The organism is Candidatus Rickettsia barbarica, from assembly GCF_041477405.1.
Classification (GTDB): Bacteria; Pseudomonadota; Alphaproteobacteria; order Rickettsiales; family Rickettsiaceae; genus Rickettsia; species Rickettsia rickettsii.
Map to the genome: position 1 here is coordinate 124,754 of NZ_JBEWYL010000002.1, position 26,608 is coordinate 151,361.

Here is a 26,608-nt window from a genome sequence, read left to right on the forward strand (position 1 = left end):
TATACAAGACATTACAAAAGATTTACGAAAACACGATCCTTAAATACCTGATGCCAGTAAAAAACCGTTAGCTTCTAGAGACAATTTTGACGATCTAATACATTCTGATTTAGGGCAGCCTGTACGAAATAAACCGCTTTCTTTTGATGAAGAGTTAAAGCAAAAACAGAAAGAACTAGAAGAGAGGAAAAAGTGGCTTGAAGAAAAAAAAAGCTAATTCTAATATTATTAGAGAAGAAAGATGTAATTGATCACGAATTGTTGCAGGAATATTTATTCTGCCATTTTCAGATATAGTAACTTTATATTCTAAGTGCATATTTTTAAAACGGTTAAAAATTAAATATATACCAAATATAAAATATTATAATTAAAACTACAATAGTAAAATAAATATAAAATATTTCTATATTGAAATTATGCTGTAATTGTCCCTATTTCAAAAAAATCTTATAATTTGTAGACGCACAGAGTAAAAATAGATTAAATTAATTTTCTTTCACACAGCCTAAATAGTTGGTATCATGTGTTGTTGCCACACAAAGAAAATATTATATGTCTAATTCAGCTTGTTTAGTTGCATTTTTTACAACGATTATCCGTTATTATGATTATGCTCTATTCGGTTTATCGGCTAGTATTCTTGCACAAAATTTCTTACCTAATATAGAGCAGGATAAACAACTACTTGGTTTTTTTGCTATTCTTAGTGCAGCTGTTATAGTACGACCTTTAGGGTCCTTAATTTTTGGATTTATCGGAGATAAATACGGGCGTACTAAATCTATCAAGATATCAATGTGCATGAGTAGCATTGCTACCGGATTCATTGCTATTACTCCTTCCTTTGAGATAATAGGTATTTTTGCTACGGTAATACTAACATTATGTCGAATGGTTTTTTTAGCAAGCCTTGCCGGAGAGGTTGACGGAATAAAGGTTTATGTAGCTGAAAAAACAGGAGATAATCAGAAAAATTTAAATATAGGAATAGTTTCATGCTGTGGCCAAATAGGTGCATTACTTGCGGCTATAGCTTATTATTACGCTAGTAATTCCGATATCCAATATTTATGGCGTTTTAATTTCTTTATTGGAGCAATATTTGGTTTATTTGCTATTTTGATGAGAAATTTTTTTAAAGAAAGTAGCGAGTTTTTAAGAACGTCATCAAAAAGTACCTTGCGGCAAATTATATGGAATAATAAACTATCCGTTATAATAGCATTACTAATAAACGGTGCTATTGGAGGAGTGTATCACTTTTTAGTAATTTTCTTAGGAGTTTTTTTAACAAAAATAGCTCTTATAAATCATCCTGAAATAAGATTTATGAATATAGCTCTTACTACTACCTATGGAATATCAGCTGTTTTTGCAGGGCTGTTTGCCGATAAAATAAACCCTTTAAGACAGATTACAGGGGCTTTATTTGTCAGCATTATTGTTGCTTTAGGAATGCAAATAATGTTATACAAACAAATATTTAATATTCTCTGTCCCGTTATATTAATAGGACTTGCAGCATTTTATGCAGTACCGCTACAAATTATTGTTCAATCCTTATTTAAGACTAATGTTAAAATGAGGCTTTATAGTCTATCACATTCTTTTGGAGGTATTATTCTATCCTCAACTACTCCTTTCTTTAGTATGTTGTTATGGCAAAATTTTAAGTCACTATCTCTCACTTTAAGCTTTTTCATATTTTTGCTTATAATATTAATGAGTACAGTGTTGGTTTTACGTAGGATGTCATCCTCACAATAGTAAAGTCTTGTTGCATGGCTTGAAAAACCTACTCAATGTCATCCCCGCGAAAGCGGGGATCTAGCAAAATAACTTCAATATTGATATATTTGCCAAAATAAACACATAAAAAACTTGTTTTTTTTACTGGAGTCCCGCCTTCGCGGAAATGACATAAACGAGCCATGCAACAAGACCCCAAAACAAGAATAACATCAATTGCCTTATATATTTCTTCCGTCTTTACTGCAACCTGTAGGTTTTATGTTAGGACTGCTTGAAGATTTGGAGCGTTGCTGTGCTTGTATCCCAATTTGCTTCGCTTCTTTTGCTAAGTTTTCAAATTTGTTTATTAAATTTTTGGTACTATTCTCTTTAATTTCTTTACCTCGATTTTCAAACTCAAAATTTTTCTGAGGCGTTATATAGTCAGATTGAGTATTTTCATGTTGTTTTTCTACAGTCTGTTTCTTTTCTTCTATCCAGTATTTTTTGATTTTGCTGTCAGAGTCTGCTTCAATTTTTGCTATTCTATCTTTTATACCGGTAACTGCTCCTGTAGATATTTTAGGTTGATCTTAGGTTGATTGCTTAATATGTTTCGGAGATGTATTTTTAGATAATTCATAAGTCAAAGATTCTAAATTAGATAAATTCTTTTAAACTTTTTCTATATTGGAATTTAAATATTCTATTTCGGGTCCTTTATATTCCATTATATTTTTTAATGTGGTATTAATTTCTACAAAAGATGCTTTAATCTCTTGATTAAATTTATCATCATTATTATCTTACTACAATTAGTAGAAATTTTTTGAAGTTTATCTAATATATCATTAATTCTCTCATCTTGTTGAGAAGTTGATACCATACTTGCTAAAAATTCACTGCTTCCTAAATTTCTATTAACATTATTTCAATATAGAGGTATGGTAGAGGTTTTAGTATAATTAGTATAATCTTGTGGAAATTTATCGATCTCTTCTTTAAACCTCTTTAAGAACTTTATTGTATCATCGAATATAGGATGAATATTTCAGGAAAGAGCAAGAGGAGTCGGTATTGCTTCCTGCATTGGATGAGTTATTGCCTCAACTTGTTTCGGGGATGTATCTTTAGATAGCTTTTCATTTTGTAGCTCAGATATATAATCATCTACTGCTTTTTTTAATTTATCTGAAACGGCACTATTTTGGGCAGGAGGCAGTATTCCGGTGTCATCCCACTCTAAATCAGTATCAGTAGTTAGCATTCCAGTATCATCCTGCTCTAAAGCGATGTTATCGCTTCTACGCTCCTCACGAGGATCAGTTAGCTTATAGTAATTTTTATTTAGTAAACGAGGAACACGTGAATTGTCGCTCTTTTCATATTCCTTAATTTCTTCAAATATACCTAGTGTCTTATAAATATTATCTATTTCTTCTTGAGTAAGTCTTTCATTGCTTACTTTTTTTTTGTTGGATGGATTTTTGTAGTTCTTTTGTTACCGTTAACTTGTCTTTTGCTATATTTGAATTTGATAAAATTTGCGCTTGTACTAAAAAGAGCTTCAATTAAATTAGTAGAGCTGCTTTTTCCAAATGTGGTAAGATAATTCTTCTTGACTTGATGCTATTCCTGAATCAATAGAAGAAGATCTAGAAACGGTATTAGATTGAGGATTAATATTTGCCTGTTGTACATAAGATTTGCCGGTATCTATTAATATGTTATCAGTGAATTGTGCTAGTTTATTGAATGAATTTTCTAGTTTTGCAAAAAGTTCTGTTGAGGAATGTACTATTGCCGGTGATAACTTAGGTATAGAATCTTCAGGTATAGTTTCTAAAGAAGGAGAATATTTACCTGTTTCTTTTTGTAGTACCGATTCATTTTGCTTGATTAAATTTGATATAAATTTATTTGGATAATATATCAATTTTGTTATTGTTATTACTTCTGGCATATAAGACTAGAGCCTCTTTATATTTTGCGAGATATTATCTTAACAACAGCTTATATTGTAAATCTAATTCGCTTGAATTATTAGTATTACGGAAGTAATTTTTATTTACTGATATACTTTTGCTGAGTATATTTTTAGAAGCTTCTATAAGTTCTTTTTCCCCTGTTGCTTCTTTATTTTTTAACTTCTCAAATAAATTTTGTAAACCATCTGAAAAATCCCAGGCATTATCAAGGTATAAAAATTTACTTCTTATAATCTCTTGCGTTTTTTGATTGGACGCTTGTTGCACTTTTTATTTCTCTTGCATTACTCCTAGAATGATATTTTTATCTAATGAATTAATCACATCATAAAAATTTTTCATTTCATATAATTTTTCTCTAGGTTCTTTTATTTTTGGTAAGCTCTCTCTTAATTCTTGAAATTTATCCCATTCAGGTGGTTCAAGAAAAAATCCCTCTATTTTTGTATTTTTAGTATTAGGGCTTTCTCCGCTACTCAGGATTTTATTTCTAGTTGCCTGTAATCTAGATGGTTGATGAGCGTTGATATTATTAATCAAACCTAAAATTTCTTTTGATGTCTTATTAAATTCTTCATTATTAGTTGGATTTTTGATTGTTTCTTGAACTGCTGCCCTTAACTTGATTATTTCTGCTTTAAGGCTAAGTTCTACTTTTTGTTGACCGTGTGTTATAGCTTGTTCGTTTTTTTGTGAGGTAAGTACTTTTTTATCTTGCTTTATATTGAAGCTCTTTTCCCCTACTTTCTGAACAACTTCTTCCATCAATTGCAATAGATTAATATTGCCCTTTATTTCTAGTTCTTGCTCATTAGTGATCGGTAATGAATTACTTAGTCTTAATCATGCTGAAAAATCTGAAGGGGATATTAGGGTATCAAGTTGAGCCTTTGTTTTTCGACCTTTTCCGTCTTCCTTAAAGCCTTCAACTTTACCAATACTAATAGGTAGATTTGTTAAATAAATTTCTTTACTAGCACCCTGTATATTTTTATCATTTGTTACTTTGAAGTTAGCTTGTTGTTGAGAAACATACGGTCGTGGCGTTCTAGGGTCTATTTTGTTTATTAGAGCTTCTATAAAATAGTTGTACGTGTTATAGCTAGTTTATCTGTTTCTAAAATATTATTTAAATTAGTATTTTTTATTAAATAAAGATTTCTTATTAGCCGGTCTAATTCATTCTTATGTTTCATAATTTCCCTCTATTAATAAAAATAAACCAAAATGTAATACCATTTATGTTCAATTAACAATACTAATAATTAGTATTAATTCAATATTTTAAATCTTGTTGCATTTGTGCTTCAATAATATAATTTTATCATTTATTTTATCGTCTCAATGAGTTTTTTAACTCCCTCGACTGATTTATCAAATAGTGCTTTTTCCTCTGCGGTTAACGGCAGTTCTATTACTCTTAGAACACCTTCTTTACCGATCATAATAGGCGCTCCGACATATAAATCATGTACGCCGTACTCACCTTGTAAATGAGCGGCACAAGTTAGAATCTGACGTTTATCTTTTAAATATGACTCAAGCATTTCTATTGCTGAGGCTGCGGGAGCATAATAAGCAGAACCTGTTTTAAGTAATGCAACAATCTCACCGCCGCCGTTTCTAGTACGATCGATTATTTTTTCAATATTTTCATTACTTGATAAGCCCATTTTTATCAAGTCAGGTATCGGCACGCCTGATATTGTAGAATATCTTGCAAGAGGTACCATAGCATCGCCGTGACCGCCGAGAACCATGCTATTAACATTGCTAACCGATACTTTAAACTCTTCAGCAAGAAAAAGATTAAATCTTGATGAGTCAAGTACTCCTGCCATACCGATTACTTTATTGTGAGGCAATCCGCTTTCTTTAAGCATGACATATACCATAACATCAAGTGGATTGGTAATTACTATTACAAAGGCATCAGGAGCATATTTTTTAACATTTGCTGCAACCGTTTTCATAATACCGGTGTTAATGCTAATTAAATCTTCTCTACTCATCCCTGGTTTTCTTGGTAAACCGGCAGTAATAATTATGGCATCAGATCCTTCAATATCTTTATAGTCGTTTGTGCCTTGTATTTTGATATCAGACCCGGCTATTGTACCGGCTTGCATGAGATCCAATGCTTTTCCTTGCGGTACTCCTTCAGTCACATCAAATAACACGATATCGCCGAGTTCTCTAAGACTAATTAAGTGAGCAAGTGTACCACCTATGTTACCGCTACCTATTAATGAGATTTTTGGATTTTGTTTCATTACTCCCTCTACAAATATTAAATATGCCTATTACTATATTACAAATAGATTCAAGAAAAAAGAATTTTTAAATTATATTGTTAATTGGTTAATTCATAAAAATTAACCATTCACATTGACTTTATTAAAATATATTTAATGTCGAGTCAAAAATACCATGAAACATGGAATTTTAATAAAATAACTAAAAAAATAAGTATGCCTAAAATTTCTAAGTTAATAAATATTTTTAAATTTTGTATAGGAAAGGGGAGTAATGCAAAAGAATGTAAAACCGCTCCAGAAATGTTTCATGATTTACGCATTAGTATTAACAATAATCTTAATAGTAAAACAGTAAAGACGTTAGTTTTGATACGGTAGATAGCCCAGAAAACAAAAGTACCCTACATTATGTAACTGACTTAGCAGGCCTTAAAGAGTTACTGTAAAAAGTTATTGATCTTAATATACAAGATGAGAATGGTGATACTGCTTTAGAGGTTACAGGTAATTTTAAAAAAGCCAAAATGTTACTTGAATATGGTGCTACGGTGAGTGACTTATAAACAGATGACTGAAGTATTACATTACTGTGGTCGTAACTTAGTAGAAAACAAAATTATTCTTTCACTATTAATGCATAACAATGCTAATACTAATTTTACAAAAGCAAATTTAGTAAGACAATGTAAAGAACCGTATGAAGAGGCAGAGCGGTTAATAAAATTGAAAAAATAGAGAGCTTAATATATCAAAGTAAAGAAGTAGAGACGTTAAGAATATATGTTGACAGATTACAGAGCTTAAAAAATAAATATGAAAAAGCAAAGGATAGTAGCCAAGCTGTTTTAAAAATATTAAAAATCAATAGAGTGATGGTTTAAAAGCTCAACTTGTTATTATTGTCAAAATCTAGGGTTAATCGAAAATTATTCGGCAGTAGCTCAAGAAAATGCAGTATATAAGTGCTTGGATGAGGCTTTTAATTTGCTTGATCAAGGATTAATAGGAGAGGATGTTCAAAATACAGTAGTTTGATTCATAGCATCAAGCAATTTTTGAAAAGCACTGGTCATTTCTGTTCAGCATTGTATACATAGATCGTTTTATATCATTCCCGCGTAGGCGGAAATCTAGTAAAACCTATAAAAAATTTGTTTTTTTAGGTTTATTTTTTTAATAAATAACTTCTATATCGATATTTGAAGTTATTGTGCTAGATTCCCGCTTTTGAGCCTTGTTGCGTGGATCAGTTTTCCTGATGTCATCCCGCGCGACTTGATCACGGGATCCAGTTAAAAGTATTTTTTATTGTTTTTATGGATCCCGTGGTCAAGCCACGGGATGACACAGGGGATTTGACCGGTCTACGCAACAATATTGAGCTACGAATGACATCGTACGCCTTTTCTGAGTCATGCAACAACGCCTACGTAGCTCATGAAGATTATAGGTATCAACGCAAGCAAGCCTTCGCGCAGGAATGGATATCCTTATCAACGTTGTATCATCTTATTATAATATTTTGATAAAACTTTCACGCCATATAGCCATAATAGACATACGATAATAAAACTAAACATCAATAAACCGGCTATGTCGTTATGTATGGCGTTCGGGAAAATACTAAAGGATATGAATTGAATAAGAGCACCTGTTGATTTACCGATTTTAGTACCCATAACATCAACTGCAGCTTTACCTTTGGTCTTCATTTCACTATCGAGCGGAATATATACCATTTCTTTGGTAGCATCAAAAAGTGAATATTTTACGGATTTAGAAAGTACATGCCAAAGTCCGCCGATAAAAACTATAACGACAAGCGGTGCACTATAACCGAGAGTATTTACGATATTTCCTAGGTGATTTTCAAAAACCGTGAATGAAAAGAACATAACACCTGCTCCAAACATCATAATCGGTGTTATAATAGCTCCCCAAAACCAGCCGCATATTCTAATTAAACTACTGCCTAAAAACGCACTAACTAACGTGAGTATTCCCGTCCAAAAAAACACTTTACCGTGATAGGCTATAAAATCCTTTGTAGCGGGATAGAGTTGCTTTACTTTGGACATCCATAATCCTTCTATTAGGCTAATACTCATAGAATAAGACATTACAAGAAGACAAATAAAACCGAGATATCTAGAAGTTAATATTACTTTTGCACTGTCGACCAAGCTTAATTTTAATATATCCATTCTTTGGTTTTTAAATTTAATATTTTTGTCAGCTTCTACGACTGATTTATCAATAAGTTTATGAAGAGCTAGACAAATTAATCCGGATATTAAAATAACCGTAATAAATGATTTTAAAAGAATTTCATTTGTATCGTTTAGATGAGAAAATAAAGGTAATAAGAAATGCTCACTCTGAGCAAAATAAATAATTACGGTTCCTGAGATGAGTAAATTAGTTTGTCCGAATAAAGTAAAAAATGAGTAAAATCGTGGTGCTTCTTCGACTTTAGTAATTTTATTTGCAAGCTGCCAATATAAAAGAGTAAAGACTATAACCGGCCATAACTCTCCCATAATATAAAATAATACCAAACTCCACTGTCCCCAAATTATTAAAAACCATTTTAAGTGAGGAAGAACAGTGATATAGTGCTTAATTAATTCGGGATCGGGATGAAAAAACTCTCTGTACGGAAATAAAATAAAACCAAAAATTACGAAGAAAAATAAAAAAGTACTGGTAATTATCCTAAAAACTTGCTCTGTTGTCATAATATTACAGAGTTTAGAATAAAAAATAACAAATAAAATTCCCATCGGCATTTCGCCCCAAAGTTTGATAAAACTCAATACTTCCGTGCTAATTAAGGTAACAACAAAACTATCTTTAATACTACGAACTAAGTTTTGATTAAGTAGAATAAAAAACATTAGTAAAGCCATCGGGATGAACTTGGTTAATTCATACGATCTAATCGGCCATACTATATGTCTAAATTTACTGTTTCTGGCTTTATTCCAAATTGTGAAATTAGAATCCACGCTATCCATTGATTTACTATGAGCTTATTTTTTTAGTACTGGATAGTTTTTAAAAATGTTATGTTTTTGCAAGGCTTAGAGCTTTATAGGTCATTCCCGCATATGCGGGAATGACCTCAAACGCTTTTTAGAAACTGTCCGGCTATTATTTTTTATGCACCCTAGACTATAATAAAAACTATGTCAAGATTTTTTAAAATAGTCTCATATATTGTTGTTAATGACAGTTGTTATACTCAATCGCTGCTTTAATAAACTGAATAAATAACGGATGAGCTTCAAAAGGTTTAGATTTAAATTCCGGATGAAATTGTACTCCTACGAACCAACGCAGTAGCGGTAGTTCAATTATCTCTACAATCTCTTCATCTTTTGAAAAACCGCTAAATACTATTCCGTGTTTTTCAAAAATATTTTGAAATTCATTATTAAATTTATATCTATGACGATGTCTCTCATTTATTTCAAGGCTTGTATAAGCATTAGCTGCAATGGTACTTGCGACCAAACTACAAGGATAAGAGCCAAGTCTCATAGTCTTTTTTACATTTTCAATTGTTATTTTTGAGTCTTCACAGTTTTTATTTATTTTCTCAATAATTTTTGTACCGTCCACTTTAAATTCTTCCGTTACTGCATCTTTAATACCGATTAAATTCTGAGCTATTTCGATCGTCGCAAGTTGCATACCGAAACATATTCCAAAAAAAGGTATGTTATTAGTACGGGCATATTTTATTGCTATAATTTTTCCTTTAGTTGCCCGTTCTCCAAATCCACCTGGTACTAAAATCCCATCTATATATAATAATTTTTTATTAATATTCTCTTCAGTTAGATTTTCAGCATTTATCCATGCTAAATCAATTTTGTATTTGTAATAAATACCTGCATGATCAAGTGCCTCGATTACTGATTTATAAGCATCTTTTAATTTATGATATTTAGCTATTATAGCGATTCTTACTTTTGAATTAGAATCTTTTAGCCTATTAATTATATCATGCCATTTATCTAATTTAGATGGCATGATATTAATATTAAAAAATTTTAATACTTTATTATCAAGACCTGAATTATGATATGCAATTGGTACTAAATATATATTTTTTTGATCTATTGCCGGAACAACATACTCAGATTCTATATTACACAATAAAGATATTTTATCTATTTCGCCTTTTGAAATGTTACGTTCTGCACGACACACTAGTATATTAGGTGAAATACCTATAGCGCGTAATGCTGTAACTGAGTGTTGGGTAGGTTTTATTTTTAATTCACGGGCGGTTTTAACATAAGGTAACAATGTTAAATGAATAAATAAACAATTTGCGCTTTTTAATTTGTTACCAATTTGCCTTATAGCTTCAAAAAATGGTAGACCTTCAATATCACCGACTGTACCGCCTATTTCACAAATAATAAAATCAAAACCCTTGGTGTTTGAAAGTATAAAATCTTTTATTATATTTGTAACATGTGGGATGACTTGAACAGTAACGCCGGCGTAATTTCCTAAACGTTCATCTTTAAGTAATTTTGAGTATATCGCACCTGTTGTGATGCTATCAAATTTGCATGCGGAAACTCCGGTAAAACGTTCATAATGTCCAAGATCTAGATCGGTTTCTGCTCCGTCATCGGTTACATATACCTCACCATGTTCGTGAGGATTCATAGTTCCCGGGTCAATGTTAAGATAAGGGTCTAGTTTTCGTACACTTACTCTAAAACCTTTCGCTTGCAATAGCATAGCAAGCGATGCTGCTGTTAGACCTTTACCGAGTGATGAAACAACGCCGCCGGTAACAAAAATGAAATGTACCATTATTATAAACCTAGTTTACTAATATTTTCGTAAAATTTTACTGCTTTTTTTAAGTCTTCTTCCGTATCTACGGAAATAGGAACATTCTCAACTAAACATGTACCTATAGTCATGCCGTTTTCAAGGACACGTAATTGTTCTAAATGTTCTGTTTTTTCTAAAAAAGTTGGCTTAAGAGATACAAATTTTTCTAAAGCGTTTTTGCGAAAACCATACATGCCTACATGATATAAGAATTCTTCTGCACCGTTTGGAATAAGACTACGCGAAAAATACAATGCTGTCCCCGCCGAGTCAACCGCTACGGTAACATTACTACTAGCTTTCACTGATTCCCTATCTACTTTGACTATCGGTGTAACAATATCGTATTTGCTGTTTTTTAAATATTCTATAATTTTCAAAATAGAGCTAGGTTCAATGAAAGGCATATCTCCCTGTACATTAACTATGTAATTAATGTTTTGATTATTTGGAATTAATTTAAAAGCTTCATAAGTACGATCAGTACCGGTTGGGATAGCACTATCCGTGAATATTACTTTTCCTCCGACTTTTGTAATAACGCTTGCTATCTCTTCCGAGTCGGTCGCAACATATGTATGCTCAAGGCCCGCTTGATTTACTTGTTTGAATACCCGCTCGATTAAAGTTATAGAGCCGATAAGCTGCAGCGGTTTTTGTTTAAGCCTAGTTGAACTTAGCCTTGAGGGGATAATTATAGCCACGTCCTGATGCCGCATAAACTTCCTAAGTTTAAATTAAAAAATAATTGTTGACAGATTAGCCTTTTTCGGCGATATAGTAAAACATAATTTTTGAATATATGCAATATATTTAAGAGCTCGTAGCTCAGTCGGTAGAGCATTTGACTTTTAATCAAAGGGTCCCGGGTTCAAATCCCGGCGAGCTCACCATAGTTCTACACTGTGGGTTTGTAGCTCAGCTGGTTAGAGCACACGCCTGATAAGCGTGAGGTCAGAAGTTCAAGTCTTCTCAAACCCACCATTCAATCCGCTACAACAATAAAATCTGTATTATCATAATTATAAATCAAGGTGATCATTTATTAATATTGCTAAGTTAGGATGATATTGTCACGCTAAGGATTAGATTATGAAAAAATACAAATTTACTGAAAAAGAATAAGAAGTACTAGATTATTTTGAACAAGATGAGCTTTTAGAGTTGCCTAAAAAAGAGTTAGAGAGCCAAAAAATATAGCTAAAATTGCCGCAGCTAATTTTTTTTAAAAATCGGAAAGAATTAATATTAGATTGCCGTTATACGATTTAAATCATATAAAAAGAATTGCAGCACAAGAAAGAATGTCTTATCAAACTCTTATTGCTAGTGTTTTACACAAATACGCGTCCGGATATTTAAAATTAGATAAACTTAGTTAATCAATACTTTTTTTATATAAATAACATTTTTTCTCAATGAGTCTTTTTAGAGGTAGAAAAAGGTTAGAGGGTAAATTATCAAGAGTAAACCACTACCAGTTTTCTACTTTATGAGCCTCAAGATTCTGTAATTCATGCTCATTTAAACAATGAGCTTTAAGGCAAATCAAGATGTAATACTTTTTTGTTCTTTTTCAAAAATATCGTTAGTCACCGCTATCAATTGTGGATTTTCAATGATCAGATTTGTTTCTTCTAAAACTTCACGGATAGCACATTCTGCAAATGTTTCTCCAAATTCTAAATGTCCACCGACAGGAGCATAACTAGACTCACCATGGGAACTAATATGTTTACCTAATAAAATTTCATTCCTATTATTCAAAGATTAAAATACCGATACCGATGCGTAGGTGGTTAGTCATATCTAACTATTAACTCTGGATTGACTGATTAATATCGTATGTTAGCTTCTAAAGCAAATAAAAAAATATTGCTTATTTAAATACTGTGAGCTATTTGTAGATTATATTTAATATTTACCTGTAGTTATGAATTCTACCAATCAATTACAAAATAATAGCTTAACTAATTCTTGGCTTAAGCTTGGTATTTTATCTTTGGGATTTGCGGGTTTATATTCAATTATTTTGGTGGTACTACGTACCCCGCAATTATCAAGCTTTTTCCCAAATCCGCATATTTTCAAATCTGCTTTAATTATTCATGTTAATTTATCGGTATTGATTTGGTTATTGTCCGTTACGGCTAGTGTTTGGGGGGGTGAAACGTCATTGCGAGGAGAGGCAAAGCCTCGACGCGGCAATCTCATGAAACAATACAAAATTTCTGAGATTGCGCTCTCTACGTTCGCTTGCAATGACGTGTTTCGCCTTTACCCCAAACTTGCTTTTCTAGCTACTCTTCTAATCGCCATCTCCCCAATAGCCGGGCATAATCCGGTGATGAATAATTATATACCGATGCTTGAAAATATCGTATTTATTGGGGGGTTAAGCTTATTTGGTGTTACGTTGCTATTGTACGCTATAAATATTTTATATTTCTTCGATTGGACGAACTTAAATAGTCTAGTTAATTTTACCGTATTATCGACTATTATAATGTTTATTTTAAGCTTTGTTTGTTTTGGATGGTCTTATAATGGCTTGCAAAACATCATTCAACTTATTCCAATCGAGATAGAATTTTATTATGAATTACTTTTTTGGAGCGGAGGTCATTTACTGCAATTTATATATACTCAAATATTAATATTTATTTGGGTTAGTTTATTTAGAGAGTTAATAGCTAGAGAAGTGAAATGTCAAAATTCTATCTTTTCTTACTTTATTTAAATTTTATTTTCGGAATTCTTACACTTTTCGGTCATATATTTTATGATATTATCGATGGAGCCTTCAAAGTATTCTATACAAATCATATGAAATATCTAGGCGGCATTGCTCCTGTTTTATGTTTAATAGGTATGGGGGTTGAGTTGGTGTGGGTATTTGTCATCCCGCGGGATGACACGGTTACAATAAATGACAGAGTAATCAAAACCATCTTACTTTGCTCTATTACTTTATTCTTACTTGGCGGGCTTATAGCAATGAATATCACAGGGATAAATGTAGCAATTCCTGCTCATTATCACGGGTCTATAGTAGGGATTAGCATTGCTTGTATGGGGTGTAGTTATTTGGGTATTGGGAGGTATCAACGTCATTGTGAGCGACTAAAAAGAGCGTGGCAATCTCATGAGGTAATACAAAAACTCCCTAGATTATCGCGTCGGCACTTCGTGCCTCCTCGCAATGACAATATTATTAATTTTACAATGACAATATTATTAATTTTACATTTTACCTCCTAACATTCGGACAGATTCTGCACATACTAGGTCTAGCATTCGCCGGTGGTTACAGTGTTATGCGAAAAGACCCAAATAGTGTAATGCCGATGTCAGCTAAGCTATTAATGGGAATGATGGGTGGAGGAGGGGTTATTGCTATAGTAGGTGGCTTGATGTTTGTATATATTTGTGTTAAAGTAATATTTTTTAAAAGTATAAAACTAGCGCATGAGTAAACCAACTAGAGAAGAAGCTAAAGAGGCAGTAAGAACGTTACTAAAATTCATTGGTGAAGATCCAAGCAGAGAAGGGTTGCTTCAAACGCCTGATAGAGTAATTAATAGCTACGTAGAAATATTTTCCGGTTATGGAAAGGATGTAGCAGAAATATTAAATACCAAGTTTTATGAAACTTGTAATTTTCGAGATTTTATCTTACTGAATATAAAATTTACCTCTTTCTGTGAACATCATATATTACCTTTTAACGGTACAGTAGATATAGCTTATGTTCCTGATAATTGTATTGTCGGCATAAGTAAGCTAGCACGAATAGTAAATATTTTTGCTAGAAGACTACAAATCCAAGAGAAAATGACGGTACAGATAGCAGAAAGCGTGCAGGAGAATTTAAAGCCGCTTGGCGTTGCCGTTAAGATTTCTGCCGTACATAGCTGTATGTCAATGCGTGGCGTAATGCAAGATAATAGCGTTATGAGTACCATGCATTATACGGGTATATTTGCCGAACAGCAGAAATATCGTCATGAGTTTTTAAACCTTACTACTAAAAGGTGATACGTTATTAATGTCATTTCTGCGGAAGCGGGAATCCAGTCATTTTGTCATACCGCGACTTGATCGCGGTATCCAGAACAAAATTTAAAAAAACTGGATCCCGTGGCGAGGCCTCGGGATAACCAAATAAATGATTATAAATATAGCAAGAAAGTAAATAAAATATGTTATTATCAAAATATTTTTTACCTGTGTTAAAGGAAGAGCCAAGTGAAGCTCAAGTAACTTCGCATAAATTAATGCTTAGAAGCGGAATGATTAGGCAGCAAGCAGCAGGGATTTATACTTGGCTTCCGCTTGGCTTAAAAGTATTGAAAAATATCGAGAATATAGTACGCTTAAATATGAATAAAGCGGGAGCTTTGGAAGTTCTAATGCCTTGCATTCAGCCGGCACATTTATGGATGGAATCGGGACGTTTTGATAATTACGGTAAAGAAATGCTGAAATTTCAAGATCGCCACGATAATACTTTACTATTCGGTCCTACTAACGAAGATATGATTACGGATATTTTTCGTCATAATATTAAGTCATATAAGGATTTGCCGAAAAATCTTTATCATATCCAATGGAAATTTCGTGATGAGATTAGACCTCGTTTTGGTGTTATGAGAGGACGAGAGTTTTTAATGAAAGATGCTTATTCTTTTGATATAAATGAAGAAAATGCCGTTAAAACCTATAATCAAATGTATAAGGCTTATATCAATGCTTTCAGGGATTTAGGCGTGTTTGTTATCCCTGTTATTGCCGATAACGGTCCGATCGGTGGCAATTTAAGCCATGAGTTTCATATAATCGCTGAAACTGGTGAAAGTACTATTTATTACGATAAAAAATTTAAGACCTTAAAAGATAATCCTGATATCGATGTAGAGGAAATTAAAAGTTGGTACGCAGCAGCTGAAGAAAAATATGAAGTAAATAAATTACCTATATCTGAGCAAGAAATAACCAACAGTAAAGGAATAGAAGTCGGGCATATTTTTTATATAGGCTCAAAATATTCGGTTAATATGAATGCACTTATTAATGATGAGTATGGTAAACTAACTCCTATAGAAATGAGTTCTTACGGCATAGGCATTTCAAGGTTAGTTGCTGCTATCATAGAAGCAAATTGCGATGAGAAAGGTATCATATGGCCTTCTAGCGTTGCTCCTTTCAAAGTTTCTCTAATTAATTTAAATATTCATGATAGTAAATGCGTAGAGCTTGCGGAAATGGCTTATAAAGAGCTATCAGATACAAATATAGAAGTGTTATATGACGATACCGAAGCACGTCCAGGCAGTAAATTTGCAACGCATGATCTTATAGGCTCACCTCATCAAATTATAATTGGTTCTAAAAAAGCCGCAAATAATATTGTTGAATTAAAAGATCGTAAAAGTGGTGTTATAGAAGATATTGAGGTAGGTAGTCTAATGAGAGTATTGTAAAATAAAGAGATGTATGTCATTACGAGAAAATTGCATAGCAATTGATGAGGCAATCTTAGGAGTTTGTTATTATTTCATGAGATTGCCACGCAGCCTACGGCTGCTCGCAATGACGATTTTGGAGTCATGCAATAAGGCTAATACCCTATGCGAATGATATAGCAAAAATATTCTGGGTAGACAATGATAATATCATATGATACTATCATATAATGAATAGTAAACCGTCTTTTCAAATAACTAATAAAATCTTGGAGTTATCACAAGATATTTCTTATGAGCTTGGTATTTTAGCCGGTAGCAAGCTTTACTCTCAACCTATAAAACTTAGAAAAAATAATCAAATTAAAACCATCCATTCTTCTTTAGCAATTGAAGGAAATAGTTTAAGCGTAGAGCAGATAACCGATATAATAAACGACAAGCGTGTACTTGCACCTGAAAAAGATATTGTAGAAGTAAAAAATGCTATAAAACTATATACTAATCTGACTATATTTAATCCCTTCAAAATTGAATCATTATTAAAAGCACATGAGATATTAATGCAAGGATTAGTAGAAGATAACGGAAAGTGGCGTAAAGGTAATGCCGCTATATTTAAAGGCACAGAGATTATATATTTTGCCCCTACGGCACGCCGTGTATCTTTATTAATGCAGGATTTATTTGAGTTTATAGCACAAGATAAGCAAATTTCTGGAATAGTTAAAGCTTGTATATTTCATTATGAGTTTGAATTTATCCATCCTTTTTCAGACGGTAACGGACGAATCGGTAGATTATGGCAACAATTATTACTAATGCAAGCTAATAAAATTTTTGAGTATATTTCCGTTGAAAGTTTGATAAGGAATAATCAAAGTGAATATTATAGTGTTTTAAGTAAGTGTGATAAGCTTGGTGAATCGACCTTATTTATCGAGTTTATGCTTGATAAAATAGTTGCAGCATTAAGATTATATAGTAATAATATTACATATGAGGCAAATACGCCTTTATCTAGAATGGAATTTGCTAAGGTTAATTTAATAGATCAATGGTTTTCTAGAAAAGATTATATTACTGTACATAAAAATATTTCTACGGCAACGGCTAGTAGAGATTTGTTATATGGTTTAGAGCGTAAACTTTTAATAAGTAAAGGGTATAAGAATCAAACTTATTATAAGTTTGTGTAGTTTTTAATGTCATTCCCGCTTTCGTGTATGAGTGTTAACTTAAGAGAAGAAAAAACCTCTGATGCCATTTCCGCGAAAGCCGGAATCCAGTACTTTAAAGCTTTTTAAAAGCTCGATTTATCTTGCTTTACCCCTAGATTTCTGCTTTCGCAGGAATAACATCATATCACTGATTCAAAAAGAGATTAACATGAAAAATTTTATAAAATATTTGTTTTTCACCGGTCTATATATAGTAGTGACGATAATAGTTGCTTATATGGTTTTAGCTCAAACTATTCCTAATGATGGGCAGTGTCATATGATGGATAGACCGTTTGTTATTCATTACATCTTAGCAGCAATTGTTACCGCTTTACCGACACTAATTTTAATATATAGTAAAAAGAAAAAGTAAATATATGATCGGTCAATTAAGTGGTAAAGTTGATGCCCAAGGCGATGATTACGTTATAATTGACGTAAACGGGGTAGGGTACTTAGTCTATGCTTCAGGTAAAACTTTAGGTAAACTTGCTGAAGGGGAGTTTTATAAACTATTTATCGAAACCCATGTTAGAGAGGAACATATTCATCTTTACGGTTTTTTGACTCTAGAAGAGAAGATTTTTTTTAATTTACTACAATCAGTAAACGGTATAGGTACAAGAATGGCTTTATTTATCTTATCAAGCCTTACGCCTTCAGATATTCAAATTGCTGTAAATAATGAAGATAAAAATATATTTAAAGCAATATCCGGAGTAGGGGCTAAACTTGCTGAACGTATAGTGTTAGAGCTGAAAGGTAAAGTAGCGAAAATATCAAGCGGTTCAGCTATTATTAAAGAGAGCTTAAATATTAAGAATATCACACCCATTGCAAGTAATGAAGTAATAAAAGCTCTAGTAAATCTAGGATTTTCTAGATTTGAAGCTCAAAATGCTGTTCAAGGCATCATTACCCGAAATCCCGAAATCTCTATTGATGAATTAATCAAAACAGCCCTGAAAAATCGAAATTCTAATTTTTAGTTGATAAATTAGCAGTCATTTTATATTAATTTTAATTACTAAAATTAATAGGTAAAATATGTGTCCAAGTTAATAGAATATTTAGAAAAAATACAGGCTGAAGAAATATTAAAAGAGCCTATGGAAAGACCCTGCTACTTTAAGTATTACCGAGGTTAATTTTGTACCACAATCACCGGTATTTGCAGCTGCTGGATACTCTAAAATTCCTGAAGATGCTTTAAAATGGGTTATTTGATGCTTTACAAGGAGACGCTACTATAAAGTACTTAAGTACTGATAGTTTTGCGTGGAGTTTAAAATCAATAAAGTTATTTGCTGAATTTTTTAAAGATCCGCTATGCCGCATTACTGACATTAGTTTTATAAATGCTTTGAATAATGTTAATAAGATAGATGTTCTTTTAGATACCTTAAGAGTAAACGAAACAAAAATAAGCGATTTAGATATAAGTGGGATATTTTTTGATAATAATGTTCCTGCCTGATCCTCATTTGTTAAAAATACTAAACTTGCCGGATTGAATTTTTCATTAAGTACAGAAGTAAGCAAGGAATAAAAGAAAGTCTTATCGGATGCTATAAAATAGAATAAAAGCTTAATTGGATGTAATATTTTAGGTTATAAGATAGGAATGAAATCTCAAGATAGACAAGAATTGGACGCACAAATTACAGAAATAACTGATGAAAATAACCTTACTCTAAAAGATGTAGCAGAAGTTTTGAAAAATTATTATGAAAATCCTAATATAATATTATCAAATGAGATATTTGGCCATTATTTCAAGTTATGTAAAGGATTAAATCAAAATTACCTTAAAGAAGAATTACAAAACTTAGGCGTCACTGATACAGAAAAATTTTTTGAAACCGTAGATAAACTTAGAGAAGGGGTAACTAGTTTCTATGAAGAGGGCTAATATAAAAGTCTAAAATAATTTATAGCATAAAACTATTTTTTGGCTATTATTAGTCATTATATTCGATTTAAAATAATGACTAATATATTATCACCTGAAAAAAGTGAAAATGATCAAGAATTGCCGATAAGGCCGTCATATTTGCAAGAATTTGTCGGTCAACAGCAGATTAAAGAAAATCTTTCGGTATTTATTAAGGCTGCAAAATCTCGAAATGAGCATCTTGATCATACTTTATTTTACGGTCCGCCCGGGCTTGGTAAAACTACGCTTGCTAAAATTATCTCTAACGAAATCGGCGGTAATTTTAAATCCACCTCCGGTCCTGCTATACTTAAGGTCGCTGATCTTGCTGCTATTCTTACCAATCTTGAAAAGAACGATGTATTATTTATTGATGAAATCCACCGCTTAAATACTGCGGTTGAAGAGGTTTTATATCCTGCTATGGAAGATTTTGAGCTTGATATAATTATCGGTGAAGGATCTGCCGCAAGGTCAGTGAAAATAACCTTGCCGAAATTTACCTTAATCGGTGCTACCACACGCCTCGGGCTGCTTAGTAATCCTTTGCGTGATAGGTTCGGTATCCCTATGCGGCTAAATTTTTATAATACCGAGGAATTGAAGAAAGTTCTAAATAGAGCAAGTAAACTACTTGATATTGATTTGACCGATTCGGGTTCTAAAGAAATAGCTAAAAGAAGTAGAGGAACGCCAAGAATTGCATTAAGATTGCTTCGTCGTATAAGAGATTTTGCAGCAGTTGACGGTAAATCAAGAGTAGATAAGGAAATCTCTGATTTTGGGTTAAATCGTTTGGAAGTTGATTGCATAGGACTTGATAGCAATGATTATCGTTATCTAAAATTCATAGCGGATAATTATAACGGCGGTCCTGTCGGAATTGAAACGATTGCAGCTGCCTTATCTGAACAACGTGATGCACTTGAAGAAACCATAGAGCCTTATCTTATACAGATAGGTTTACTACAAAGAACTCCTAGAGGTAGGATAATCACGATTGCCGCTTTTGAGCATTTGAAAATGCCTGTACCGAATCAATCACATCATCAATTTAATATTTTTAACGAGAATGAATAACAATAATTTAAATGATAACTACACAGCCGCAGATGTTATAAAAAGGCTGATAAAAGATCATGTTAAATCTTACGCAAATAAAATATATTTTGCGATATTTTGTATGGTTGTTGCAGCACTTTGTACGGCATTGATCGTACATGCGGCTAGACCTATTATTGATAAGGTTTTTTTAATGCATGATAAGGAAATGCTTATAATAATGCCTATAGTGCTTACTGTAACTTTTGTTATAAAAGGAATTTCAGAGTATTATCAGAATTATCTAATAAAATTTGTTGGGCAGAGGGTACTAAACGATTTACAGATAAAAATGTATGAGCATTTGTTATTTGCCGATATTTCTTTTATTCAAAACCAATCTTCAGGACGTTTAATATCTCGTTTTACTAATGATATTGCTTTGATGCGTGGAGCTGTTTCTAACTTACTTGTCGGATGTGCTAAACATTTCCTAACTGTAGTATGTTTAATAGCAACAATGTTTCATTTAGAACCGCTATTATCTTGCGTAGTTTTTCTTGTTTTCCCTTTAGCTGTTTATCCGGTGCAAAGGATGGGTAGAAAGATGAGAAGAATATTTGCACAGTCACAAGAAGAGCTTGGGCATTATACCTCTCGGCTTGATGAAACATTTCAGTCAATTAAGATTATTAAATCTTTTGTAGGCGAACAAATAGAAAGTAATAGAGCATCGTTGATTATTAATAATATTTTAGAGTTCTACAAAACAACATCTAAGCTAGATGCGATGGTTTCACCGATTATGGAGGGTTTAAGCGGTCTTGCAGTTGGAGGGATGATATGGTATGGAGGTAATCTAGTCCTGGAGGGGAAAAGTACGCCAGGGGCTCTTTTTGCTTTTTTGGCTTCTTTTGCAGCGGCTTATAGACCGTTTAAAAGTTTGGTATCGTTAAATATTAATTTGCAAGAAGGAATAGCAGCAGCTAAGAGGGTATTTAGTATTTTGGATACCGAGCCTCTTATTAAAGATCATGAAGATGCTAAAGACGTAGATTTATATAATCCACAAATTACTTTTGAAAAACTAGCTTTAAGGTTTGAGAGTAAAATAGCTATAAAATATATAGATTTAAGGCTAGAACCTCATAAAATTATTGCGTTTGTCGGGCGTTCAGGTAGTGCTAAGACTTCGCTTAGTAATTTATTAGTGCGTTTTTATGATCCAAATGAAGGAAGAATTTTAATTAATAATCATGATATTAAAGATATTAAGCTTACTTCACTTAGAGGTCAGATTTCCTTAGTGACTCAAGATACTCATTTATTTGATACAAGCGTTGCAGAAAATATAGCATACGGTCAGGAAAACGCTACAAGAGAAGAAATAATTAGAGCAGCAAAATATGCCGATGCTCATGAGTTTATTATGCATCTGCCGAATGGTTACGACACGCAGATAGGGGGGCAGGGGACGACTCTTTCAGGCGGTCAGCGTCAGCGTTTATCTATTGCTAGAGCTTTCTTAAAAGATGCCCCTATTTTAATTTGGGATGAAGCAACAAGCAGCTTAGACCAAGCTTCCGAACAGAAAATTCTAGAATCGTTAAAGAAATTACGCCAAGGCAAAACCACTTTAATTATTACGCATCGTTTAAGCAGTATTACCGATCTTGATAATATTATCGTCATGAAAAACGGTGAGATTTGTGAACAAGGAACTCATACACAATTGCTTAAGAATAAAGATGAATATTATAGGTTGTATAATAAGGAGTTAAGAGAAAATGGTTGATTTATAAAGTAAATAACTTATATTTATTAATTATTATTGCAACACTAATATTTTCGTCATTGCGAGGACAAATTGAAAATTCTGACGAAGCAATCCAGTAAAAAATGCATAGCATTTTTTTATTATTTGCCTAGATTGTCATCACGTTGGGACTATGCCCCTCCTCGCAATGACGATTTAATGAAATATCACAATGCGCATTACCAAGATTTTTAAAGACTATCGATTATTTGAAATATTTATTTTAGGAATAGTTAGCGGTATGCCGCTGGTTATAATTTTTTCTACTCTTGCGGTATGGTTAAAAGAATCTGGTATAGATATCGCCGTTATTACTACTTTTGCGGTTGCCAGGTTATCATATTCGTTAAAAGTATTTTGGTCGCCTCTAGTCGATAATTTTAAAATACCTTTTTTAAGTAGGTGGGGACATCGCAAAAGCTGGCTTATATTATGTAGCTCTTTAATGGCTTTAGTACTAATTGCTATGAGCAAGGAAAATCCTGAAGTTTCTTTAACTTCTTTCTATTTTTTGACTATATTATTAGGCTTTTTATCTAGCACGTTTGATATTGCCGTTGATGCGTTGCGTATAGATAAGTTTGATCAAGAAACACAAAGCATAGCTAGTGCAACCGCTGTATTCGGTTATCGAATCGGTATGCTTATTACAGGGGCAGGTGCTTTGTACCTTGCAGAAATAACTGGAAATAATTGGCAACTAACTTTTTGTGTTATAGCTATAATATTTGTCGTTGCAACGATATTTATAATAACCGTAAACGAAAAAGAATTAGTAAGAGAAAACATTAATATTATTTCTATTACTTCATGGATTTCTACAGTAATGGATCCTTTCAAGGATTTTTTCAAAAGAGAATTTGCTGTAACTATTTTACTTGCGGTAATATTTTTTAAATTAGGTGATGCTATGCTTGGAGCGGTTGCCTCACCTTTTTATATAGAGCTTGGTTATACAAAAGGCGAAATAGCAATAATAGCTAAACTTTATGGATTGATTGCAACCTTAGTCGGCGGTTTTGTCGGTGGTATTGTAATGTATAGGGTGGGGAATTTTAAAGGTTTGATTATTACCGGTATTGCCCAAAGCTTAACGCATTTTGCATTTATTTGGCTTAACCATCAGCCTCCTTCTTTTGAAGCTTTATTAATTGCTATTACTATAGAGAATTTTGCTGCCGCTATGGGTGCTACTGCTTTAGTCGGATATATAGGTAATTTATGTAATAAAAAATATTCCGCAACACAATATGCTTTACTTAGTAGTGCTAGTAGTTTATGTAACAATACTGTCACTATTTATGCTGGAAAACTCGTAAATATGATGGGCTGGGACGGTTTTTTCCTCTTTACTATAATTTTAGCCTTGCCTGCTTTATTTATATTCATGTATCTTAATAAAAAGGTTAATGTGTAGTAAGTATTATTTTCATTGTCATTGCGAGCGACCGTAGGAAGCGTGACAATCTAGGAAAATAATAAGAAAATGCATAGCATTTTTTACTGGATTGCTTCGTCAAAATTTTCAATTTGTCCTCGCAATGACGAAAAATCACACTTGGTTTAATTTGAATAATATTTTATTTATTTAAAATGTTTAGGAAATTTTTATTACCTTATATTTTTGTCGTAACATTTTTCTTTGCGCCTATAAGCGAAGCAAAAAAAACCGTAAAAAATACCCCTAAACCTCCTGTTCAAACTAGTTTAGTAATTGATGCAAAAAGCGGTAAAGTGTTGCAGGCCCATAATTCACAAATTCGGATTTACCCTGCTTCTTTAACTAAGCTAATGACTCTATACTTAATGTTTGAAGCAATTGAAGCCGGTAAGTTACCTTTAGATAAAAAATTACTTGTATCAGCAAAAGCTTCAAAAATGCCACCGTGTAAGCTGGGTTTAAAAGCAGGGGAAACTATAACCGTTCGAGAGGCAATTAATGGATTAATTATAAAATCTGCTAATGATGCTGCTGTAACGGTTGCTGAGGGCATGAAAGGTTCAGAGAAAGCTTTTGCTCATTTAATGAATGTTAAAGCTAAACAGCTCGGTATGAAGAATACCTATTTTAAAAATGCTTCAGGTTGGCATAACCCATTGCAGCAAACTACCGCAAGAGATATGGCTAAACTTGCTATGGCTTTGAAGAGAGATTATCCTAAATTTTATCCGTTATTTGCTAAAACCAGCTTTGTATTTCGTGGAAATGTAGTAAACGGACATAATAGGGTTACTAAAAATTATCAAGGTGCAGAAGGGATGAAAACAGGTTTTCATACACCGGCAGGTTATAATTTAGTAACTACTGCTTCTAGGAACGGTAAATCATTGATTGCCATTGTTACAGGCGGTAAAAGTGCCGCATCTCGTGATCAAAAGATGATGGGGCTATTAGATCAGCATTTTAATATTAAGCCTATAGTCCCTAAACCTTCAATCAAGCTTGCCTCTAATAATAAATCTACTACAAAAGCTAAATCAAAAATAATAAAGAAAAAGAATATACGTAGTTGATATGTATCATCATTGTGAGACCACAAGTGGTCGTGGCAATCTCATGAGGTAATACAAAAACTCCTGAGATTGCTTCGTCGAAACTTAAGTGGCTCCTCGCAATGACGTTAAAAATCGAGCCATCCAACAACGCCTACGACTATTGACGATTTAATATTCACGCATCTTTTAAGGGAGTTACTGCCAATTTATACTTTAAATTTATAAGTTTTATATGACAATTAACGCTACATTTATTGTTGTTTGTAACTTTATTAGATGAAGATTTTTTAGAGTTTTTAGCTAAAGTTTTACTTTGTGGTTTTTTTAGATTAATATTTTTTAGAAATTTCTCAGTTTCATTAGGTAAATATTCTATTTTTACTTTAGTTGTACCTTGATTTTTAAATGCTAAAATTTCAGCCGCTCTTTGAGAAACATCTATTATACGATTTTTCTTAAAAGGACCTCTATCATTAACCATTAAAATTACTGCTTTATTATTGGCTTTGTTGGTAACTTTAACTAAGCAAGGGAGCGGAAGAGTTTTATGTGCAGCAGTTAATAAATGTCTATTAAATCTATCGCCATTAGCTGTTTTTTTACCGTGAAAACCGTCTTTAAGTCCACCGTACCATGAGGCATAACCTGTTTCGGTAAAAGATTTAGGGTTGTGAGGTTTGTAAGTCTTTCCTTTTATTTTATAATTTTTACCGACTTTATAATGTCCTTTATAAGTTAGATTATGAGGATCATCTTTTGATAATTCTTTGTAAGAATATTTGTGGGAATAAGGTAATCTTTTTGAGGTATTACAACCGCTTAGACCAAAACAAAAAATTAACAAAAGTAATAAACCCTTTGCATAACTTGCTCCTAAAGGTAATTTGTATACCTTTGATACTTTAAGATTTGGTAAGTCAAACTTCGGGATTCGCATGTGTTCACGTATTTTTATACGCTGTGCAGGCTCACCACTTATTTGAGTTCCAACTTTTGAAATATCTGCGGTATACGTCAATCCGGTACTCGCATCCTCACGTACTAAAGTGTATGCTGCAGTACTACATGCCGTGTTTCCTTCAAATTTCTCTTTATTAGCTTCATTCTGCAAGAGGTCTAATTCGAATTTATGATTCTTCACTATTATCATTATTGGTGTTAAAGTTATTCATTATTTTAGCGTAACACACAACTTTTTCAACACCTTTTATTTTTGATGCAATAGAAGCAAGCTTTTCTAGCTCTTCTTCTGATCTTGCAACTCCAAATAAATAAACAATATTATCTATAGTTAGAATAGTATAATTAGCAAATTTAATATCTTTTCTGACTAAATTTTTAGCTTTAATTTGCGTGGTTATCATACTATCTTTAGTATATTGGGCCAAGTCAAAATGATTACTGTTTTTAGTTACTTTCAACTCATTAATCACTTCTTTTACGCTTTTTTGATTCCAAGCAATTTCTACGGCTTTTAACGCATCAGATTCTTTTTGAATATTTCCTGTTAATAATACTCTTCCTTGTGATACTTCAATCTTTATTTTAGCACCTAAATCTCTAAAATTATTTTTTACTAAATCAGCTTTAATGCTGGCAGAAATCCTTGAATCATTTAATGTTTCAGATATTGGTTGATCTTTTGAAGCAACAATACCGGTAGTGGTTGCTGCGGTAAAAATAGCAGGTAAACAAGCAGATAGACTAAAAGAAAGAGTTATAAAAATTAGAACTCGTAATATCATAATAATAGTACCCTACGATTTTAAAAAAGCCATCGGTGTTATC

Annotated in this window: 22 protein-coding genes, 2 tRNA genes and 5 pseudogenes; 15 read left to right on the top strand and 14 right to left on the bottom strand. The window is 32.5% G+C overall.

The genetic code is table 11. The features are described from left to right. Positions 1–232: 232 nt before the first annotated feature. Positions 233–319 (bottom strand): annotated as a pseudogene (locus ABVF33_RS03170) (AbrB/MazE/SpoVT family DNA-binding domain-containing protein); the annotation flags it as partial. 236 nt (positions 320–555) lie between these two features. Between ABVF33_RS03170 and ABVF33_RS03175 the strand changes: the two are divergent. Beyond that, on the top strand, positions 556–1,770 hold the full coding sequence (locus tag ABVF33_RS03175) for an MFS transporter (protein WP_499706239.1): 1,215 nt from the start codon (positions 556–558) through the stop codon (positions 1,768–1,770). Between the two features lie 317 nt (positions 1,771–2,087). Here the strand turns inward: ABVF33_RS03175 and ABVF33_RS03180 are convergent. The 7 genes and pseudogenes from ABVF33_RS03180 to mdh form a co-directional block, all read right to left on the bottom strand. Then, positions 2,088–2,384: pseudogene (locus ABVF33_RS03180) on the bottom strand (hypothetical protein); the annotation flags it as partial. Positions 2,385–2,408: 24 nt separating this feature from the next. Beyond that, positions 2,409–2,620 (bottom strand): annotated as a pseudogene (locus tag ABVF33_RS03185) (hypothetical protein). A 165-nt stretch (positions 2,621–2,785) separates the two neighbouring features. Continuing rightward, on the bottom strand, positions 2,786–3,001 hold the full coding sequence (locus tag ABVF33_RS03190) for a hypothetical protein (RefSeq protein WP_499706240.1): 216 nt from the start codon (positions 2,999–3,001) through the stop codon (positions 2,786–2,788). Positions 3,002–3,310: 309 nt separating this feature from the next. Beyond that, the gene (locus ABVF33_RS03195; protein ID WP_499706241.1) at positions 3,311–3,697 is read right to left on the bottom strand and encodes a hypothetical protein; all 387 of its coding nucleotides are present in this window, start codon (positions 3,695–3,697) and stop codon (positions 3,311–3,313) included. A 34-nt stretch (positions 3,698–3,731) separates the two neighbouring features. Beyond that, the gene (locus ABVF33_RS03200) at positions 3,732–3,989 is read right to left on the bottom strand and encodes a hypothetical protein (RefSeq protein WP_499706242.1); all 258 of its coding nucleotides are present in this window, start codon (positions 3,987–3,989) and stop codon (positions 3,732–3,734) included. Positions 3,990–3,992: 3 nt separating this feature from the next. Continuing rightward, positions 3,993–4,487, bottom strand: coding sequence for a hypothetical protein (locus ABVF33_RS03205; protein WP_499706243.1), 495 nt, complete (start codon positions 4,485–4,487; stop codon positions 3,993–3,995). A gap of 563 nt (positions 4,488–5,050) precedes the next feature. Next, the gene (mdh, locus tag ABVF33_RS03210; protein WP_499706244.1) at positions 5,051–5,995 is read right to left on the bottom strand and encodes a malate dehydrogenase; all 945 of its coding nucleotides are present in this window, start codon (positions 5,993–5,995) and stop codon (positions 5,051–5,053) included. Positions 5,996–6,547: 552 nt separating this feature from the next. Between mdh and ABVF33_RS03215 the strand changes: the two genes are divergently transcribed. Beyond that, entirely contained in the window at positions 6,548–6,715 is a 168-nt protein-coding gene (locus ABVF33_RS03215; protein ID WP_032849810.1) for a hypothetical protein, read from the top strand. Positions 6,716–7,473: 758 nt separating this feature from the next. On the opposite strand, the gene tlc2 is transcribed toward ABVF33_RS03215, so the two are convergent. From tlc2 to ABVF33_RS03230, 3 genes are all read right to left on the bottom strand, one after another. Continuing rightward, positions 7,474–8,997 carry a nucleotide exchange transporter Tlc2 gene (gene tlc2 / locus ABVF33_RS03220; RefSeq protein WP_499706245.1) on the bottom strand — a complete coding sequence of 508 codons (1,524 nt, stop codon included), beginning with the start codon at positions 8,995–8,997 and terminating at the stop codon, positions 7,474–7,476. Between the two features lie 208 nt (positions 8,998–9,205). Next, positions 9,206–10,819 (bottom strand): CTP synthase, encoded by a 1,614-nt coding sequence (gene pyrG / locus ABVF33_RS03225; protein WP_499706246.1) that lies wholly within the window; start codon positions 10,817–10,819, stop codon positions 9,206–9,208. A 2-nt stretch (positions 10,820–10,821) separates the two neighbouring features. Continuing rightward, positions 10,822–11,562 carry a 3-deoxy-manno-octulosonate cytidylyltransferase gene (locus tag ABVF33_RS03230; protein ID WP_499706247.1) on the bottom strand — a complete coding sequence of 247 codons (741 nt, stop codon included), beginning with the start codon at positions 11,560–11,562 and terminating at the stop codon, positions 10,822–10,824. 98 nt (positions 11,563–11,660) lie between these two features. On the opposite strand from ABVF33_RS03230, the gene ABVF33_RS03235 reads away from it, so the two are divergent. Then, positions 11,661–11,736, top strand: a tRNA-Lys gene (locus tag ABVF33_RS03235). Positions 11,737–11,750: 14 nt separating this feature from the next. Then, positions 11,751–11,827: transfer RNA gene (locus ABVF33_RS03240), tRNA-Ile, on the top strand. 490 nt (positions 11,828–12,317) lie between these two features. Here ABVF33_RS03240 and ABVF33_RS03245 read toward each other — a convergent pair. After that, positions 12,318–12,610: pseudogene (locus ABVF33_RS03245) on the bottom strand (nucleotide triphosphate diphosphatase NUDT15). 166 nt (positions 12,611–12,776) lie between these two features. Between ABVF33_RS03245 and ABVF33_RS03250 the strand changes: the two are divergent. The 11 genes and pseudogenes from ABVF33_RS03250 to ABVF33_RS03300 all read left to right on the top strand — a co-directional run bounded on the left by ABVF33_RS03250 (position 12,777) and on the right by ABVF33_RS03300 (position 24,838). Next, positions 12,777–14,319, top strand: a pseudogene (locus ABVF33_RS03250) (hypothetical protein). After that, positions 14,312–14,881 (top strand): GTP cyclohydrolase I FolE, encoded by a 570-nt coding sequence (folE, locus tag ABVF33_RS03255; protein WP_499706248.1) that lies wholly within the window; start codon positions 14,312–14,314, stop codon positions 14,879–14,881. Before ABVF33_RS03250 ends, folE begins: the two are co-directional and overlap by 8 nt. A 164-nt stretch (positions 14,882–15,045) precedes the next feature. Continuing rightward, a complete protein-coding gene (gene proS, locus ABVF33_RS03260; RefSeq protein WP_499706249.1) occupies positions 15,046–16,326 on the top strand; it encodes a proline--tRNA ligase in 1,281 nt (426 codons plus the stop codon). Between the two features lie 212 nt (positions 16,327–16,538). Continuing rightward, positions 16,539–17,507, top strand: coding sequence for a Fic family protein (locus ABVF33_RS03265; protein WP_499706250.1), 969 nt, complete (start codon positions 16,539–16,541; stop codon positions 17,505–17,507). 190 nt (positions 17,508–17,697) lie between these two features. Beyond that, positions 17,698–17,904, top strand: a complete 207-nt coding sequence (locus ABVF33_RS03270; RefSeq protein WP_499706251.1) for a Holliday junction ATP-dependent DNA helicase RuvA — start codon at positions 17,698–17,700, stop codon at positions 17,902–17,904. A 4-nt stretch (positions 17,905–17,908) separates the two neighbouring features. Then, positions 17,909–18,520 carry a Holliday junction branch migration protein RuvA gene (gene ruvA / locus ABVF33_RS03275; protein ID WP_499706252.1) on the top strand — a complete coding sequence of 204 codons (612 nt, stop codon included), beginning with the start codon at positions 17,909–17,911 and terminating at the stop codon, positions 18,518–18,520. A 635-nt stretch (positions 18,521–19,155) separates the two neighbouring features. After that, complete coding sequence (locus ABVF33_RS03280; protein ID WP_012719642.1) at positions 19,156–19,443, top strand: hypothetical protein; 288 nt, start codon at positions 19,156–19,158, stop codon at positions 19,441–19,443. A 75-nt stretch (positions 19,444–19,518) separates the two neighbouring features. Then, positions 19,519–20,547 carry a Holliday junction branch migration DNA helicase RuvB gene (gene ruvB / locus ABVF33_RS03285; protein WP_499706253.1) on the top strand — a complete coding sequence of 343 codons (1,029 nt, stop codon included), beginning with the start codon at positions 19,519–19,521 and terminating at the stop codon, positions 20,545–20,547. Further along, positions 20,540–22,303, top strand: coding sequence for an ABC transporter ATP-binding protein (locus ABVF33_RS03290; protein WP_499706254.1), 1,764 nt, complete (start codon positions 20,540–20,542; stop codon positions 22,301–22,303). The genes ruvB and ABVF33_RS03290 overlap by 8 nt, the downstream gene beginning before the upstream one ends. 193 nt (positions 22,304–22,496) lie before the next feature. Continuing rightward, entirely contained in the window at positions 22,497–23,741 is a 1,245-nt protein-coding gene (locus tag ABVF33_RS03295) for an AmpG family muropeptide MFS transporter (protein ID WP_499706255.1), read from the top strand. A 176-nt stretch (positions 23,742–23,917) separates the two neighbouring features. Beyond that, positions 23,918–24,838: a D-alanyl-D-alanine carboxypeptidase family protein gene (locus ABVF33_RS03300; RefSeq protein WP_499706256.1), complete on the top strand. Its 921-nt coding sequence runs from the start codon at positions 23,918–23,920 to the stop codon at positions 24,836–24,838. A gap of 157 nt (positions 24,839–24,995) precedes the next feature. Here the strand turns inward: ABVF33_RS03300 and ABVF33_RS03305 are convergent, their stop codons facing one another. Together ABVF33_RS03305 and ABVF33_RS03310 are read right to left on the bottom strand one after the other, a co-directional pair. Next, complete coding sequence (locus ABVF33_RS03305; RefSeq protein ID WP_499706257.1) at positions 24,996–25,970, bottom strand: septal ring lytic transglycosylase RlpA family protein; 975 nt, start codon at positions 25,968–25,970, stop codon at positions 24,996–24,998. Then, on the bottom strand, positions 25,948–26,565 hold the full coding sequence (locus ABVF33_RS03310) for a BON domain-containing protein (protein ID WP_499706258.1): 618 nt from the start codon (positions 26,563–26,565) through the stop codon (positions 25,948–25,950). Before ABVF33_RS03310 ends, ABVF33_RS03305 begins: the two co-directional genes overlap by 23 nt. Positions 26,566–26,608: the final 43 nt, after the last annotated feature.